The 15,084-nt window shown below is 74.4% G+C and carries 9 protein-coding genes and 1 pseudogene; 4 read left to right on the plus strand and 6 right to left on the minus strand.

Annotation, left to right across the window (positions count from 1 at the left end):
• Positions 1-190: 190 nt before the first annotated feature.
• Both HFV08_RS05725 and HFV08_RS05730 read right to left on the minus strand, forming a co-directional pair.
• The gene (locus HFV08_RS05725) at positions 191-2,761 is read right to left on the minus strand and encodes an ABC transporter permease (RefSeq protein ID WP_168536409.1); all 2,571 of its coding nucleotides are present in this window, start codon (positions 2,759-2,761) and stop codon (positions 191-193) included.
• Positions 2,758-3,540 carry an ABC transporter ATP-binding protein gene (locus HFV08_RS05730; RefSeq protein ID WP_168536411.1) on the minus strand — a complete coding sequence of 261 codons (783 nt, stop codon included), beginning with the start codon at positions 3,538-3,540 and terminating at the stop codon, positions 2,758-2,760. The genes HFV08_RS05725 and HFV08_RS05730 overlap by 4 nt, the downstream gene beginning before the upstream one ends.
• A gap of 495 nt (positions 3,541-4,035) precedes the next feature.
• Here HFV08_RS05730 and HFV08_RS05735 point away from each other — a divergent pair, with 495 nt between their 5' ends.
• Positions 4,036-5,703, plus strand: coding sequence for an MFS transporter (locus HFV08_RS05735; protein WP_168536413.1), 1,668 nt, complete (start codon positions 4,036-4,038; stop codon positions 5,701-5,703).
• Between the two features lie 15 nt (positions 5,704-5,718).
• On the opposite strand, the gene HFV08_RS05740 is transcribed toward HFV08_RS05735, so the two are convergent.
• The 3 genes from HFV08_RS05740 to HFV08_RS05750 all read right to left on the minus strand — a co-directional run bounded on the left by HFV08_RS05740 (position 5,719) and on the right by HFV08_RS05750 (position 10,622).
• Positions 5,719-6,729 (minus strand): LCP family protein, encoded by a 1,011-nt coding sequence (locus HFV08_RS05740; RefSeq protein WP_168536415.1) that lies wholly within the window; start codon positions 6,727-6,729, stop codon positions 5,719-5,721.
• Between the two features lie 285 nt (positions 6,730-7,014).
• The gene (locus HFV08_RS05745) at positions 7,015-9,642 is read right to left on the minus strand and encodes an SUKH-4 family immunity protein (protein WP_168536417.1); all 2,628 of its coding nucleotides are present in this window, start codon (positions 9,640-9,642) and stop codon (positions 7,015-7,017) included.
• Between the two features lie 5 nt (positions 9,643-9,647).
• Complete coding sequence (locus HFV08_RS05750; protein WP_168536419.1) at positions 9,648-10,622, minus strand: SMI1/KNR4 family protein; 975 nt, start codon at positions 10,620-10,622, stop codon at positions 9,648-9,650.
• Between the two features lie 478 nt (positions 10,623-11,100).
• On the opposite strand from HFV08_RS05750, the pseudogene HFV08_RS05755 reads away from it, so the two are divergent.
• Positions 11,101-11,604 (plus strand): annotated as a pseudogene (locus HFV08_RS05755) (YwqJ-related putative deaminase); the annotation flags it as partial.
• A 31-nt stretch (positions 11,605-11,635) separates the two neighbouring features.
• A complete protein-coding gene (locus HFV08_RS05760) occupies positions 11,636-12,154 on the plus strand; it encodes an SUKH-3 domain-containing protein (protein ID WP_168536423.1) in 519 nt (172 codons plus the stop codon).
• Positions 12,155-12,453: 299 nt separating this feature from the next.
• On the opposite strand, the gene HFV08_RS05765 is transcribed toward HFV08_RS05760, so the two are convergent.
• A complete protein-coding gene (locus HFV08_RS05765) occupies positions 12,454-13,899 on the minus strand; it encodes a sensor histidine kinase (protein ID WP_168536425.1) in 1,446 nt (481 codons plus the stop codon).
• Between the two features lie 165 nt (positions 13,900-14,064).
• Between HFV08_RS05765 and HFV08_RS05770 the strand changes: the two genes are divergently transcribed.
• Positions 14,065-14,979, plus strand: coding sequence for a hypothetical protein (locus HFV08_RS05770; protein ID WP_246341510.1), 915 nt, complete (start codon positions 14,065-14,067; stop codon positions 14,977-14,979).
• Positions 14,980-15,084 lie beyond the last annotated feature (105 nt).

Below are 15,084 nucleotides of genomic sequence, written 5' to 3' on the forward strand. Positions count from 1 at the left end.
CGGGCCGGGGTCTACCAAGAGTACGACGGGCCGGTGACAGCGGGAGGCCACGGCAGGAAGGGCCGGGTGCGCGCGGCTCTCGCCGCACGCACCCGGCCCTTCCTCCTCTCCCCGTCCCCCGTCGCCACCCGCCCGCTCCCCCGGTTCCCCCGTGGGCGGGTGGCGGCGGTGGTCTTCGCGCGCCCGGCGCTCAGTCCGTGGCGATGGCGTTCAGGACGTTCATCCGGCCGGCCCGGAAGGCCGGGACGAGGGCGGCGAACAGTCCTACGAAGGCCGAGCCGATGAAGACCCCGACGATGGTCGGCCACGGGATCTCCAGGGTCTTCAGCCCCTCCAGGGCCAGCAGCTTCTGGGCGGTGGCGCCCCAGCCCATGCCGAGCCCGAGGCCGACAAGGGCGCCGAAGAGGGCGATGACGACCGATTCCAGACGGATCATGCGGCGCAGCTGGCGGCGGGAGAGGCCGATGGCGCGCATGAGGCCGATCTCCCGGGTCCGCTCGACCACCGAGAGCGCCAGGGTGTTCACCACACCGAGGATGGCGACGATGATCGCGAGTCCGAGCAGGCCGTAGACGATGTTCAGGAGCTGGCCGACCTGGTCCTTCAGGTCCTCCTTGAAGTCCGCCTGGTTCTGCACCTTGTACTGGGGGTACGGGGCGAGCGAGGCCTTGATGCTCTTGTAGGCCTCCTTCTCCTTACCGTCCACGGCCGCCGCGAACATCATGTTGTTCGGCGGCATCCGGTCCGGGGTGATGTGCTTGCGCGCCGTGTCCAGGGAGAGGTACATCGCGCCCTTGTCGAGGCTGCTGTCGTCGCTGGTGATGGCGGCGATCTTCAGCTTGGTGCTGTCGCCCTCCTTGAAGTCCACGCCGAGGGTGTCGCCCACCTTGAGGTGGTTGCGGGTGGCGAACTCCTCGCCGACGGACATCGAGCCCGGCGCGTAGGCCTCGGCCAGCTCACCGGAGAGCGTCTCCCGGCGGAGGTCCTCGGCGTACGTGCGGTCGGCGCCGGTCAGGTCCTCCTTCTCCGTCTTGCCGCCGGGCAGCGTGAGGGTGGCCGGAAGCGACTTGTACTCGGTGATGTGGTCGAGGTACTTCGCCTTGCCCAGGGACTCCTGCGCCTTCGGCGTGATGCCCTGGGAGGAGCCCTGGATGATGAAGTCGGCGCCGACGGACTTGTCGAGTTCGTCGGTGGCGGAGGCCACCATCGAGGAGCCGACCACGGACAGGCAGGCCACCAGGGCCAGACCGATCATGAGCGCCGAGCCGGTGGCGCCGGTGCGGCGCGGGTTGCGCAGGGCGTTGCGCTCGGCCATGCGGCCCACCGGTCCGAAGACCCGGAGCACCACGACGCTGAGGACGCGGACGACACCGGCGGCGAGCAGCGGGGCGATCACCACGAAGCCGACCAGGGTCAGGAGCACCCCCAGGCCCAGGTAGCCCGAGCCCGGCTTGGCCTCGTCCGCCTGCCCGGCGGCGACCAGGGCGGCACCGCCCGCGCCGCTCAGCACCAGGCCGATGACGGCACGGATCCAGCTGGAGCGGGTGGAGGCGGGCATGCCCACCTCGCTGAGCGCCGCCATCGGGGAGATCTTCCCGGCCCGGCGGGCGGGGAGGTAGGCGGCGAGCACGGTGACGAGGACGCCGAGGGTCACGCCCACCACGGGGGTCGTCCAGGCCACGGTGAGGTCCCTGGTGGACAGCTCCATGCCCATCGAGCTCATCAGCTTCATCAGACCGACCGCGAGGCCGACCCCGGCGCCCACACCGAGCACGGAGCCGAGGACGCCGAGCATCATCGCCTCCACCAGCACGGAGCGGTTGACCTGCTTGCGCGAGGAGCCGAGGGCCCGCATCAGCCCGATCTCCCGGGTCCGCTGGGCGACCAGCATCGAGAAGGTGTTGATGATCAGGAAGATGCCGACGAGGAGGGCGATCCCGGCGAAGCCGAGCATCGCGTACTTCATGACGTCGAGGAACTGGCCGATGCCCTCCCGGCTGGCGTCGGCGTTCTCCTTCTGGGTCTGCACCTTGAACTCGCCGCCGAGCGCGGAGGCCACCTTCGCCTTGAGGGCCGCGTCCTCGACGCCCTTGTCGGCGGTGACGTTCACCTGGGTGTACCGGCCGGTCTCGCCGAGCAGTTGGCGCTGGGCGGTGGCGGTGTCGAAGTAGACCACCGCGGCGCCCGGGTTGGTCACCTTGAAGGACGCTATGCCGGTGATCTTCGCGGTGAAGTCGCCGGGCAGCGCGATGGTGCGCAGCTCGTCGCCGATCTTCAGGTGGTGCTTGTCGGCGGTGTCCGCGTCGACCATCACCTCACCGGCGCGGTGCGGGACCCGGCCGGAGGAGATGTCCATGACGCGGGAGTCGTTCTTCGTCCAGTTCCCGGCGATGGTGGGGGCCCCGGTGCTGGAGCCCATGTTCTTGTTGGCCTTGTTGACGACGGTCACGCTCATGCTGGTGACCCCGCCCTCGGCACGGCGGACGCCGTCGACCTTGCGGGTGCTTTCGAGGGTGTCCGCGGGCAGGGACTCGGGCTTGCCGTTCTCCGGCAGTTCGTCGGGGTCGGTGGCGTTCTTCGGGAACACCGTCACATCGGAGGCGGTGGCCGCGAAGAGCTTGTCGAAGGTGGTGTTCATCGTGTCGGTGAACACCAGGGTGCCGCAGACGAAGGCCACCGAGAGGAGGACCGCCACGGCCGACAGGGCCATGCGTCCCTTGTGCGCGAGGAAGTTGCGCAGCGAGGTCTTCACGACGGTCATGAGGTGCGCCCCCGCGCGTCGAAGGACTTCATCCGGTCCAGGACCTGCTCGGCGGTCGGGTTGTGCATCTCGTCGACGATGCGGCCGTCCGCCAGGTAGAGCACCCGGTCCGCGTAGGAGGCGGCGACCGGGTCGTGGGTGACCATGACGATGGTCTGGCCCAGCTCGGTCACCGAGCGGCGCAGGAAGCCGAGGATCTCCGCGCCGGCGCGGGAGTCGAGGTTGCCGGTGGGCTCGTCGCCGAAGATGATCTCCGGCTGGGCGGCGAGGGCGCGGGCGACCGCCACCCGCTGCTGCTGACCGCCGGAGAGCTGGGTGGGCCGGTGCTTGAGGCGGCCCGCGAGGCCGACGGTCTCCACGACCTGGTTCAGCCACCGGGCGTCGGGCTTGCGGCCCGCGATGTCCATCGGCAGCGTGATGTTCTCCAGGGCGTTCAGCGTGGGCAGCAGGTTGAACGCCTGGAAGATGAAGCCGATCCGGTCCCTGCGGAGCCGGGTGAGCTTCTTGTCCTTGAGCCCGGTGATCTCGGTCTCGTCCAGGTAGATCTGGCCGGAGCTGACGGTGTCGAGACCGGCGAGGCAGTGCATCAGGGTCGACTTGCCGGAGCCGGAGGGCCCCATGATCGCGGTGAACTGGCCGCGGGCGATGTCGACGTCGACCTGGTCGAGGGCGACGACGCGGGTCTCACCGGAGCCGTACGCCTTGACGACCTGCCGCGCCCGCGCGGCGACGGCCGTACGCCCTCCAGCGTCCCTGGGAATGGTCACAGCCGATGTCACGGTGGTTCTCCTATGTCGAATCCGGCGCGCGAGGGCTCCGGGAGCGGATGACGTCATGCACGGTGCCGCGGCCACTCCCCGGGGCGGGGCGGGGCCTTGGGCGGTCCGGCGAACTTTCAGGGCGCTCGCCGTCGGTCCTCAGTCTGGGCCGCGAGAGGTGCCGGGCACCCTGGTGCACAGCGCAGTCTTTTCCTGAGGAAAACCCCACCCCCCGGCCTGAGGCCGGCCCCCTCGCAGCGGGTAAAGCAAGGTTAAGGACGTGTACACGGTCTCCTCGTCCTCCGCCGGTACGAACCCTTGCCGGTCCCAAGTGCTGACTTCCCCCTAGGGGGTCTCCACCCGTCGGTGGACCGTTTCTCAGGGTCCCTCCACCCAACCGCCCCCGCGCCCTCGGCCCCCGGACCGAGCGCACCCGCTCCGACCACGCCCGTCACCGCGGTCCGGCCGGATGAGAAGGTGGAGACGACCAGGACCCGGGGTGGAGGAGGAGCGGGGATGGGGGAGGCCCGCGGACACCAGCCGCCCGCGCCGGACGGCGAGGACACCCCGGCGGCGGGCGACGCGCGAAAGGGCGGCCGGAGCGGACCGGGCGCGCCCCTGGTCGCCGCGCTGATGACGACCATGGCGCTGCCCGCGCTCGACGCCACCATCGTCTCCACCGCCGTCCCGCAGATCGTCGGCGACCTCGGCGGCTTCGCCGTCTTCTCCTGGCTGTTCTCCGGCTATCTGCTCGCCGTCACCGTCTCCCTGCCGGTCTACGGAAAGCTCTCCGACACCTTCGGCCGCAAGCCCGTCCTGATCGCGGGCAGCCTGCTCTTCCTCGCCGGTTCCCTGCTCTGCGCGCTGGCCTGGAACATGGCCGCCCTGATCGCCTTCCGGGTCGTCCAGGGCCTCGGCGGCGGCGCCCTCCAGGGCACCGTGCAGACCGTCGCCGCCGACCTCTACCCGCTGCGCGAACGCCCCCGTATCCAGGCCCGGTTGTCCACCGTGTGGGCGCTGTCCGCGGTGGCGGGACCGGCGCTCGGCGGGGTGCTCGCCGGGTACGCCGACTGGCGGTGGATCTTCCTGATCAACCTGCCGGTGGGCGTCTTCGCGCTCTGGCTGCTCGTCCGCCATCTGCACGAACCCGACCGGGTCCGCCGCGCCCGCCCCCGCGTCGACTGGGCGGGCGCCCTCGCGATCTTCGCCTGCGGCGGCGTGCTGCTGACCGCGCTGGTGCAGGGCGGCGTCGCCTGGGACTGGCTCTCCGCCCCCTCGCTCGCCCTGCTCGGCACCGGCGCCGCCCTCGCCGCCCTGGTCGTCCTCGTCGAGCGCCGCGCCGCAGAGCCCGTCATCCCCGGCTGGGTGTGGCGGCGGCGCACCATCGCCGCCGCCAATCTCGCCCTCGGCGCGCTCGGCGTCCTGATGGTCGCGCCCACCGTCTTCATCCCCACGTACGCCCAGGCCGTGCTCCAACTCGCCCCGGTGGCCGCCGGGTTCGTGCTCTCGGTGATGACGCTGAGCTGGCCGGTCTCGGCCGCGCTCGCCCAGCACGTCTACGCCCGGGTGGGCTTTCGCAACTCGGCCGCGCTCGGCATCGGCGCGGCCACCCTGGTCCTGCTCGGCTTCCAGCTGCTGCCCTACCCGGGGGCCGCCTGGCAGCCCGCGCTGATCATGCTGCTGCTCGGCGGCGCGCTCGGCATCTTCCAGCTGCCGCTGATCATCGGCGTGCAGTCCACGGTCGGCTGGGCCGAACGCGGCACCGCCACCGGCTCCATCCTGTTCTGCCGCCAGATCGGCCAGACCCTCGGCGCCGCCGTCTTCGGCGCGGTCGCCAACCACGTCCTCGCCGGGCACCTCGGCACCGCCGGCGACCTCGACGCCGTCAACCGCGCCCTGGAGGAGCCGGGGCGGGTCGACGAGACCCTGCGCCGCGCCGTCGACGCCGCGGTGGACGCGGTCTTCCTCGGCGCCGCCGCCGCGGCGGGCGCCGCCCTCCTGGTCCTGCTGCTCCTCGCGCCCCGCCGCTTCCCCGTCCTGTCCGCCGAACCGGCCCCCACCGCCGAGGCCGCCGCCCCCGAACCGGGCCCCTCCCCCGGGGCGCCCCCGGGAACCCCGCCGGTGCCCCCGGCCGCGGGACCGGCCGCTCCCCGCGAACCCGGCCAGGGCGTACGCCCCGACTGACCGCCCGCCTCGCCCTCAACTCCCCGGCGGCGTACGCCCGTCGGCGAGCGCCCCGAACAGCTCCCGCGCCGCCGGGCCGTCCCACAGCACGACATCGCCGACCCCCGCCACCGCCGTCTGCCCCGCCACCGGCACGGTGCGGGTCGCGCCCTTGCCCGCGGAGAGGTCCCGGGTCTGCTGCGCCAGCCGGGCCAGCGCGGGGACGCCGGTGCCGGAGTCCACGGTCAGCGCGTCCAGGCAGGCCCCGGCGAAGGGCAGCTGCCGCCAGGGGCTGAGCAGCACGCCGAGGCTCAGCGCCTTGCCGGAGACCGCGCCGACCAGCTGCCGCTGCCGCCGCACCCGGCCGAGGTCGCCCTCGGGGTCGGTGTAGCGGGCCCGTACGTAGGCGAGCGCCTGGGCGCCGTCCATGGTCCGGCAGCCCGGGCCGAAGTCCGCCCCGGACCTGCTGTCGTGCAGCCCGCCGCGCGGCAGGCACAGGCGCACCCCGCCCAGCGCGTCCACGACCTCGGTGAAGCCGAGGAAGCTGATCTCGGCGTAGTGGTCGAGGCGCAGCCCGGTGGCGCCCTCGACGGTACGGGTGAGCAGCCGCGGACCGCCGAGCGCGAAGGCCGAGTTGATCTTGCCGCGGCCGTGCCCGGGGATCCGTACGTAGGAGTCGCGCGGCAGCGAGATCAGCCGGGTGCCGCCGGGCCCGTGGTGCAGGACCATCAGGGTGTCGGTGTTGCGGCCGTGCTCGCCGCCCACATGGAGCCTGCTGCGCTGGGCGGGGGTCAGCCGGGAGCGGCTGTCGGAGCCGACCAGCAGCCAGTTGGTGCCCTTGCCGGGCGCCGGGCGGCCCGGGTGGTCGGCGAGGGCGGCGGTGGTGTGCAGCCGGGATCCGGCCCAGAAGTACCCGGCGACGCCGTAGCCGAGCAGGAGCAGCAGCAGGACGAGCAGGACCACCAGGAGCCGACGGCCCCACCGCGGGCGCCGTCGCGGCGGCGGGCCCGGCGGTGCGGACCCCCCGGGCACCGGCTCCCTGCTCATGCGGGCATGATCCGGGCCCGCCGGCCCGCTCGCGGTTCCGCACCCCGGCCGGGCGGCGGGCGGCACCCGTACGGGCACCGCCCGCGGCGCGAGTGGCGGATCGGACGGCGCACGGGTGGCCGATCGGGCCGCGGCGGGGGGCCGATCGGGCCATGGCGCGAGTGGACGGTCGGGCCGCGGCGCGGAGCGACGGGCAGACCGCGGCGCGAGTGGCCGACCGGGCCCCGGCGCGGCTCGCCGATCAGGCGGCGCCGCTACGTCAGCCCGCCCCCCGGGAGGGGACCGCTAGAGCAATCCGTCCCACATCTGCTCAAGGAGCACCGACCACCAGCTCTCCGCGGAGGCCAGCGCAGCCGGGTCGAGCTGGGCCAGCTGGACCTGGAAGTCCATCGTCCAGCGCGCCGCCTGCTCCGGGTTGAGCCCGGTCCGCAGCCGCCACATCCGGCCGAGCAGTGCCAGGCAGCGCACGAACTCCGGCAGCGAGTTGTTGACGAACTGCGGCGGCACCGGCGCCCCGCCGGGACCCGCCTCCACCGGTACGGCCACGATGTGCGCGGTGCCGTACTGCACGCAGATCGCCCGGCCGAAGTCGGAGCCCATCACCAGGTAGGAGCCCGCGTCCGAGGCGGGCTGCACCCCGCGCTCCGCGGCCAGTTCGGCGAGCGTCGGCACCGGGCGGCCCGGCTGCGCCTGCGCCCAGAAGAACGGGCCGAAGTCCACCGGAAGGCCCGCCCACAGCAGGGTCGCGGCGACCACCTCCGGCACCCCCTGGCGGGCCACCGACCGCTGGTCGAAGCGGAACACGGCGGGACCGAAGGCCTGCGCCAGCTCCTGCGCCACCCCCTCCGGCGGGACCGGCGGCAGCGGCTGCACCGGCGGCAGCGGCGCGCGCACCGGCGCCGGGCGCGCGGGGCCGTCCGCGACCTGGTGCAACTCGCCCTGGTGGGCCAGGAGTTGCTCCATGCCCTGGCGGCGCGAGGCGTGGTCCCTGCCGTACGGGGCGATCGAGGTGATCCGCGCCTGCGGCCAGGTCTCCCGGATCATCCGCGCGCAGTAGGCGCCCGGCAGCTCGCAGGACTCCAGCTCGGTGTGGAGTTCGAGGACCTGCTGCGGGGGGACGTTCATCGCCCGCAGCTCGTACATGATCTGCCACTCCGGGTGCGGGCTGCCCGGCGCGCTGCGCCGGATCAGCTGCTGCTCGGAGCCGTCGGCCGCGCGGTAGCGCAGCACCGCCTGATAGCCGGGTCCGACCATCGGCTGCCCGGGGGGCGCCTGCGGATAGCCGTACGCGGGCGGCTGCCCCGGCACCGCACCCGGCGGCATCCCGGGCGCACCCGGCGGCGGCATCCCCGGCCCCGGGGGCGGCCCGCCCGGGGCACCCGGCGGCATCCCGGGCGGCGGCGCACCGGGACCGCCGACCGCGGGCCCGGCCAGCATGGTCGCGGCCTGGTGGACATTGCCGCCCGGGGGCGGCGTCGAGCCCGGCGGGGGCGGCGGCGGGGTCGAACCGGGCGCGGGCGGCGGCCCGGGCGGCGGGGTCGAACCGGGCGGCCGCGTCCCGCCGAGGCTGCCCATGCCGCCGAGGCTCGGGTCGGCCAGCATCGTCGCGGCCTGGTGGACATTGCCGCCCGGCGGCGTCGAGCCCGGTGCGGGCGGCGCACCCGGCGGCGGAGTCGACCCGGGCGCGGGCGGCGGCCCGGGCGGCGGGGTCCCCCCCGAGGTGCTGTCCGGCAGCTGCGAGACCAGCTGCGTCGGTACGTAGCCTCCGGCGGGCGTACCCGGCGCTCCCGGACCCGAGGGCGGCGGCGTCGCCCCCGGGCGGGCACCCGGCGTACCGGGGGCGCCGGGCGGCGGAGGCGGCGCCGAGCCGCGGGACTTGCGCGGCGGCGGGCCGGCCTTGCTGGTCGCCGCGTCGGCGATGTCACCGGCCGGCTGCCCGGACTCCGGCCCGTGCGGGGCACCACCGGAGGGCGGACCGCCCGGCACCGACGGCGCACCCGGCGGCGGGGTCGCACCCGGCGCGGGCGGCGCCCCGGGCGGCGGGGTGCCGGGCTGTTGCGCGCCCGGCGGCGGGAAGAGCGGGTTGCCCTGGGGGTCCAGGGCGGGCGCGATCGCGGTGGGCGGCAGCTGGCTGCCGCCCGAGATCAGCGCCGTCTTCGCCTCCGAGGAGGTCGAGGGGGGCGGCGGCGTGGCCGGGTCGCCGGCCGGGTCCGGCAGCTGCGGCGCGAACACCGTCGCGGGCAGCGGGACCGAACGGTCCTCCTCCGCACCGGCGTTGGTGTCCGTACCCGCCCAGGGCGTCGTCGAGGCGTCGGAGGCGGACTGCGCGCCCGCCTCGCTGCCCGCCGCGGCGGGCCACGGCGAGGCCTCCCCGGCGGCGGCGACCGGAGCGGGCGGTGCGGGAGCAGCGGGAGGAACGGGCGCACCCGGGGCCTCCGGCCGGTCCGCGCCCGACGAGCCCGCGTCCGGGGAGTCCACCCCCGCGGAGCCCCCGCCCGCCGGCTCCGAGTCCGCCGAGCCGCCCCGGCGTTCGCCGATCCCCAGCTTGTCCGCGGCCTCCTGCAACCACTCCGGCGGAGTCAGCAGGAAGGAGGTCTGGTTCAGGTCCACCCGCTGCGGGGGCGCGGGTTCCGCCTCGGCCGCGGGCTCCTCCCGGACGCCGTACTCCTCCTCGTACCGGCGGATCACCTCACCCACCGGCAGCGAGGGCCACAGCGTCGCCTCCCCGCTGTCCCGGGCGATCACCAGGCGCTGCGCGCCGCCGTCCACCCGGACACCGCCCGCGCGGTCCTCCGCCCAGGCCACGAAGCCCAGATCGAACTCCCGCACCCGCACCTCGCGGTGCTGGTAGGCGGGCACATCCGCGTTCACCCACTCCTCGGCGCGCTCCTGCGCCTGCGCGAAGGTCACCATCGAAGTCACTCCCCCACCGGGACGGCATGGGCGAAACCGCCGTCCACCATCAGGTTCGCCACGGTCTCCAGCTCGGGCGGATTGCCCGCGAGCCGCCCGAGGAACACGTCGAAGTCGTCACCGCAGGGCAGCAGCAGCTGCTCCACCCGCTCCGCCACCGACCAGCCGTCCCGGTCCCGGGCGTCGTCGTACGCGCAGAACCAGACCGAACCCGGCCGCTCGCCCCGCACCTTCACCGCGAGCAGGCCGCCCTGGACGAAGCCCACGCCCAGGTAGTCCTTGGTCAGATGGTCCCGCAGGCACTTGTTCGCGTACACCAGGTCGTTCACCGCGGCCTCGTCCCGCACCGTGAAGAACGGCTGGTCCACGAGGAGCCCCAGCTCCGCGTCGAGCGCCGCGCCCACCGGGGCGCAACCGCCGGCCGCCTTCAGGAAGGAGCGGTAGGCACCGGGCAGCCGGTAGCCGAGGTCCTCCTCGACGCCCTGCACCTGCTGCTCGCTCACCGCCGCCGACTTCGGCAGCCCGAAGTGCGCGGGCCGCACCTCCTGCAGCGGCCGGGTGCCCCGCTTGCCGTGGTCCACCGCCGCCGTCGCCAGCCCGCCGTGGTGCCGGAGCAGCGCCTTCACCTCGACCGGCACCAGTTCCAGACGGCGACCGCCCGGTACGTGGTGCCAGGTCCAGCCGTGCGGGGTCGCCACGGCCGGGATGGTCTCCCACAGTTCGTGACCGGAGGCGGCGAGCGCCGCGTTCGCGGAGACGAAGTCCGTCAGCCGCAGTTCGTCGACGCCGAAACCCTCCGGCGGCTCCGCGATCTCCGCCGCCGCCCGCGCGTAGGGCGTGAACACCGGAAACCCGCGCTCGTCGACCCGCACACCCCGCGGATGGCGCGCCGCACGCACCGGATCAGGAAAACTCACCACCTGACCCGCGTACGCCGCATTCGGCGGCGCGGCCTCCTGCCCGAGGCGCCCAGTGGTCATGGCAGATGCCCCCATACGTCCAGCAAACGAGTCCAGCGGATGGCGAACAGCCTAAGCGCTCCCAGCAAAGCGGTCACCGGAGCTCTGCCCGGTCACCAGTCGTCACCGCGCTCTCACCCTCCCCGGCGGCTCTCCCCCGCCCGCCCGCGTGTCACCATGCCCCCGCTACCGAACCACCCACCCCATTTGGCAGGATCTCCGGCACTCGGCGCGACGCCCCAGGCCGCCGCCCGAGCAGGGAGGGGGTCCCGAGGGAGGGGGAAATCACATGAACACCACCGGCACCACCACCGAGGGCACCGGCCCCACCGACCCCGCGGGCACCACCCGGCACCCCGAGACCACCGGCGCCCGGCCGCCCGGGACGACAGGCACCGGGCACTATGAGACCGCGGGCACCCGGCACCCCGAAGTCCCCGGCGCCCGGCCGCCCGAAACCGCAGGCACCCGGCACCACGAGCCCCCCGAGAGCGGGCACGACCCCCGTGTCCCCGAGGGCGGGCACGACCCCCGCGTCGGCTGGTCCACCACCCACGCCCCGCCCCCGCCGCGCCTCACCGCCCGTCGCGACGGCATCCTCCCCGCCATCGCCGCCGCCCTCACCCTCCCCGGCGCCGGTACCCCGAGCCTCACCGGCACCGCCAGCCGCGCCGACCGGCCGCCCGCACTGCACCACCTGGTCCAGGACTTCCTCGACGCGCTCCCCACCGCCGCCCGCGACCGCTTCACCGGACGCTGCGCCGAGGCCCTGCTGCTCTCCCGCCACCTCACCGCCGCCGACGCCCAGCGCAGCAAACGCGCCCAGCGCAAACCCATGACCAACGGCGAAGCCCGCAAGACCCTCAAGAACGCCCGCCTCACCACCCGCCACATCCGCGAGGACGGCGACCCCCTGCACGGCGGCTACGCCCCGCCCTGCCGCGCCTGCACCGCACTCGCCGCCCACTTCGGCATCAGCCTCGACGACCCCGCACGCCCCTGACCCCGCGCCCCCACCCCAAGGCCACACCACCATGTCCGAGCCCAGCCACCACGACCGTCCCGCCGACGGCCCCACCCACCGCTTTCCCGAGGCCATCGAGCAGACCCTGCGCGCCGTCGGCTGGCAGCCCGGACGCTGGAACATCAAACAGGCCGAGTTCTGGGCCGACACCCTGCGCGGCCACACCTCGCCCGCGGGCCACCGGCACGCCGTCTTCCCCGCCGCCGTCGAGGCCTGGGCCGAATTCGGCTCCCTGCGCCTCACCCCGCCGGGCCCCGGCCGCCACCTCGCCCCGTCCGGCGTCCACCTCGACCCCCTGCACGGACTCCACCTCGCCCGCACCCTCGCCGACCTCGGCCGCGCCCTCGGCACCGAGACCGCACCCCTCGGCGAGGAGATCCACACCCGCGCCCTGCTCGCCATCGACACCGAGGGCCGCGTCTACAGCCTCGACCACACCGGCGACTGGTACCTCGGCCCCGACATCGACCAGGCCCTCACCACCCTCCTCACCGGCACCCGCCCCCAGCGCCTGACCACCGACGGCTAGCCGGGCTGCCGCAGCCGCCCTCGGACCTCCCGTACGACCGAACCTTCCGCACGGATCAGGCCCACCACCGACCTCGCGCACATCTCCCCTACGCATCGGGCCAGTTGACCGCTCGCACGCATCAGGCCGCGGAGCGCGGCGTACAGGCCACGGACCTCACGCACAGACCGCAGGGCTGACGTACGAACCGCGAGGTTCACGTACAGACCACAGGGCTCACGTACGGACCGCAGGGCTCACGTACGGACTTCAGCTCACCTGCACGGACACGGACACGGCTACGCGGACACGGACCCGCCTCAAGAAACCGGCAGTACCGCCGACACCCGGAAGCCGCCCGCGTCCGTCGGGCCCGAGACGAACACCCCGCCCAGCGCGGAGACCCGCTCCCGCATGCCCACCAGGCCGTTGCCCCCGCTGGGCAGGCCCGCGTCCGGGACCCCGCCCGGGGGCGGCTCGTTCTCGACCTGCATCGCCACCTCGGCGCCGCGGTGCGCCAGCCGCACCCGGGTCCGCGCACCCCCCGCGTGCTTGTGCACATTGGTCAGCGCCTCCTGGACCACGCGGTACGCGGTCTGCTCGACCACCGAGGCGTACACCCGGACCTCGCCCTCCACCAGGAGCTCCACCGCCATGCCGGCCGCCCGCGACTGGCCCACCAGCTCCTCCAGCTCCGCCAGCGAAGGGCCCTCGCCCCCGTCCTGCGCCACCGCGCGCGAAGCCGCCGCGGCCGCCGCGGCCCCCACCGCGGCCAAGGGGACCCGCGAGGAAGGCGCCCAGCCCTGCGTGCCCGCCCCGGCACCGGCGAACCCGGCACCGGGTCCCGCGGCGCTCACCGCCCCCGTACCGGACCCGGCACCCGCCGCCCCCGAAGCCGCAGGGGAACCCGGCGCGACCGGACCCCCGCCCCCCGAGGACGGAGTCCCCTCCCCCGACCGCAGCACCCCGAGCATCTCCCGCAGTTCGGTGAGCGCCTGGCGGCCCATGTCCCCCACCAGCGCCGCGTTGCGCACCGCCTTCTCCGGGTCCTTGCGCGCCACCGCCTGCAGGGCCGCCGCGTGCACCACCATCAACGACACCCGGTGCGCCACCACATCGTGCATCTCCCGCGCGATCCGGGTGCGCTCCTCACTCCGCGCCCACTCCGCACGCTCCTCCGCGCGGTCCGCGAGCAGCTGCAACTCCCGCTCCAGCGAACCGGCCCGCTCCCGCAGCGACTCCATCAACCGCCGCCGCGCCCCCACATACAGACCGAGCAGCACCGGCGGCGCCGTCACCCCGACCGCCGTACTGACCGCCACCGTGGGCACCACCCACTCGCCCAGCTGCACGTCCCCGTGCATCAGGTCCTGCCGCACCCGTACGAAGGTGACGATCAGCGTGGCCACCAGCGACATCCCGGAGAGCACCCCGATGATCCGCCGGGGCAGCTCCGAGGCGGCCAGCGTGTACAGGCCGACGAGTCCGAGGAGCAGGCCCATCTGCGCCGGTGCCACCGCGATCCCCACCAGGACCACCGCGATCGGCCAGCGCCGCCGCACCACCAGGGTCGCCCCGGCCAACAGGCCGAAAACCACCCCCACCGGGACCGGCAACCCGGTCTCCCGCGCGAAGGCCACCCCCTCCACCGCGCACTCCGCCGCGGACAGCAGCGCCAGACCCACGTCCAGCACGGCACTGCGCGGTCTCTGCCACCACCAAGGCCCGGTCACGGCCGCGGCGTGGTCGTCCCCCGTCGTGGTCATGCCCCCAGCCTACGGGCGCCCGCCACTCCTTTTCCGGCAGGATTCGCACGTACCCCGCATCACACAATCCGGCGCAAGACAAGAGAACCCGGAAGTAACGCCCGATATCGTGAACCACCCCGAACGTCTGCCCGTGATCCGCCCCTCCGCACGAAGGCTGGGGGCATGAACAGCCGGCCCGACTCGGGCGGACCCCCGAGCAAGTACGCCCCCTTCGAGGCCCTGCGCGAACAGGCCGTCACCCTGCGCCGCGCGGGCCTGAGCCGCCGCCAGATCCGGGACCGCCTGCACCTCGACAACAACGACATCCTCAACCGGCTGCTGCGGGGCGAACCCGCCCCGGAGTGGACCAGGCGCCCCAACGCCAAGGACGAGTCGCGCGAGAAGGCCCGCGCGCTCCGCCTCCAAGGCCTGACGTACGACCAGATCCAGGTGGAGGTGGGCTGCTCCAAGAGCTCGATCTCGCTGTGGGTGCGGGACCTCCCCCAGCCGGACCGCAGCCGGACCCGCGAGGAGGCCTCCGCCATCGCCCGGCGCGGCTGGGAGGCGACGCTGCGGGCGAGGGAGGAGCTGCGGCAGGCGACCAGGCGGTCGGCAGCCGAGGAGATCGGGGCCCTGAGCGACCGGGAGCTCCTGATCGCGGGTGCCTGCCTCTACTGGGCGGAGGGCGCCAAGTCGAAACCCCACCGCCGCCAGGAGCGCGTGACCTTCGTCAACAGCGACCCCGACATGATCAGGGTCTTCCTGCGGTGGCTGGATCTGCTCGGCGTGGAGCCCGCGCGGCGGCGGTTCGCCGTGCAGATCCACGAGTCCGCCGATGTGCCCGCGGCCGAGAGGTTCTGGGCGGCGCTCGTGGGGGTCGACCACGGCGCGCTCCAGAAGACGACGCTGAAGAAGCACAACCCCCGGACCAACCGGAAGAACACCGGCGAGACCTATCGCGGCTGCCTGCGCGTCCACGTGCTCCAGGGAGCCGAGTTGTACCGTCGCATCGAGGGCTGGTGGTACGGCATAGTGTGGGAGGGTGACACGAACGGGCCGCTGTCGAGGCCCGCGTCTCCACCTTCCCCCATGGTGTAACCAGGCAGCACAGGGAGTTTTGGTCTCCTCAGTTCAGGTTCGAATCCTGATGGGGGAGCTGTCGGCGTTCGGGTCCTGGCCCTCCGGGTCGGGACCCGTCGTTCT

It is taken from the genome of Streptomyces physcomitrii, assembly GCF_012273655.1.
GTDB classification, from domain to species: domain Bacteria; phylum Actinomycetota; class Actinomycetes; order Streptomycetales; family Streptomycetaceae; genus Streptomyces; species Streptomyces physcomitrii.

Bases quoted from the DNA above. Each gene is read 5' to 3' on its own strand.
- HFV08_RS05725 (WP_168536409.1), bottom strand. From the start codon at position 2,761: ATGACCGTCGTGAAGACCTCGCTGCGCAACTTCCTCGCGCACAAGGGA.
- HFV08_RS05735 (WP_168536413.1), top strand. From the start codon at position 4,036: ATGGGGGAGGCCCGCGGACACCAGCCGCCCGCGCCGGACGGCGAGGAC.
- HFV08_RS05740 (WP_168536415.1), bottom strand. From the start codon at position 6,729: ATGAGCAGGGAGCCGGTGCCCGGGGGGTCCGCACCGCCGGGCCCGCCG.
- HFV08_RS05745 (WP_168536417.1), bottom strand. From the start codon at position 9,642: ATGGTGACCTTCGCGCAGGCGCAGGAGCGCGCCGAGGAGTGGGTGAAC.
- HFV08_RS05750 (WP_168536419.1), bottom strand. From the start codon at position 10,622: ATGACCACTGGGCGCCTCGGGCAGGAGGCCGCGCCGCCGAATGCGGCG.
- HFV08_RS05760 (WP_168536423.1), top strand. From the start codon at position 11,636: ATGTCCGAGCCCAGCCACCACGACCGTCCCGCCGACGGCCCCACCCAC.
- HFV08_RS05765 (WP_168536425.1), bottom strand. From the start codon at position 13,899: ATGACCACGACGGGGGACGACCACGCCGCGGCCGTGACCGGGCCTTGG.
- HFV08_RS05770 (WP_246341510.1), top strand. From the start codon at position 14,065: ATGAACAGCCGGCCCGACTCGGGCGGACCCCCGAGCAAGTACGCCCCC.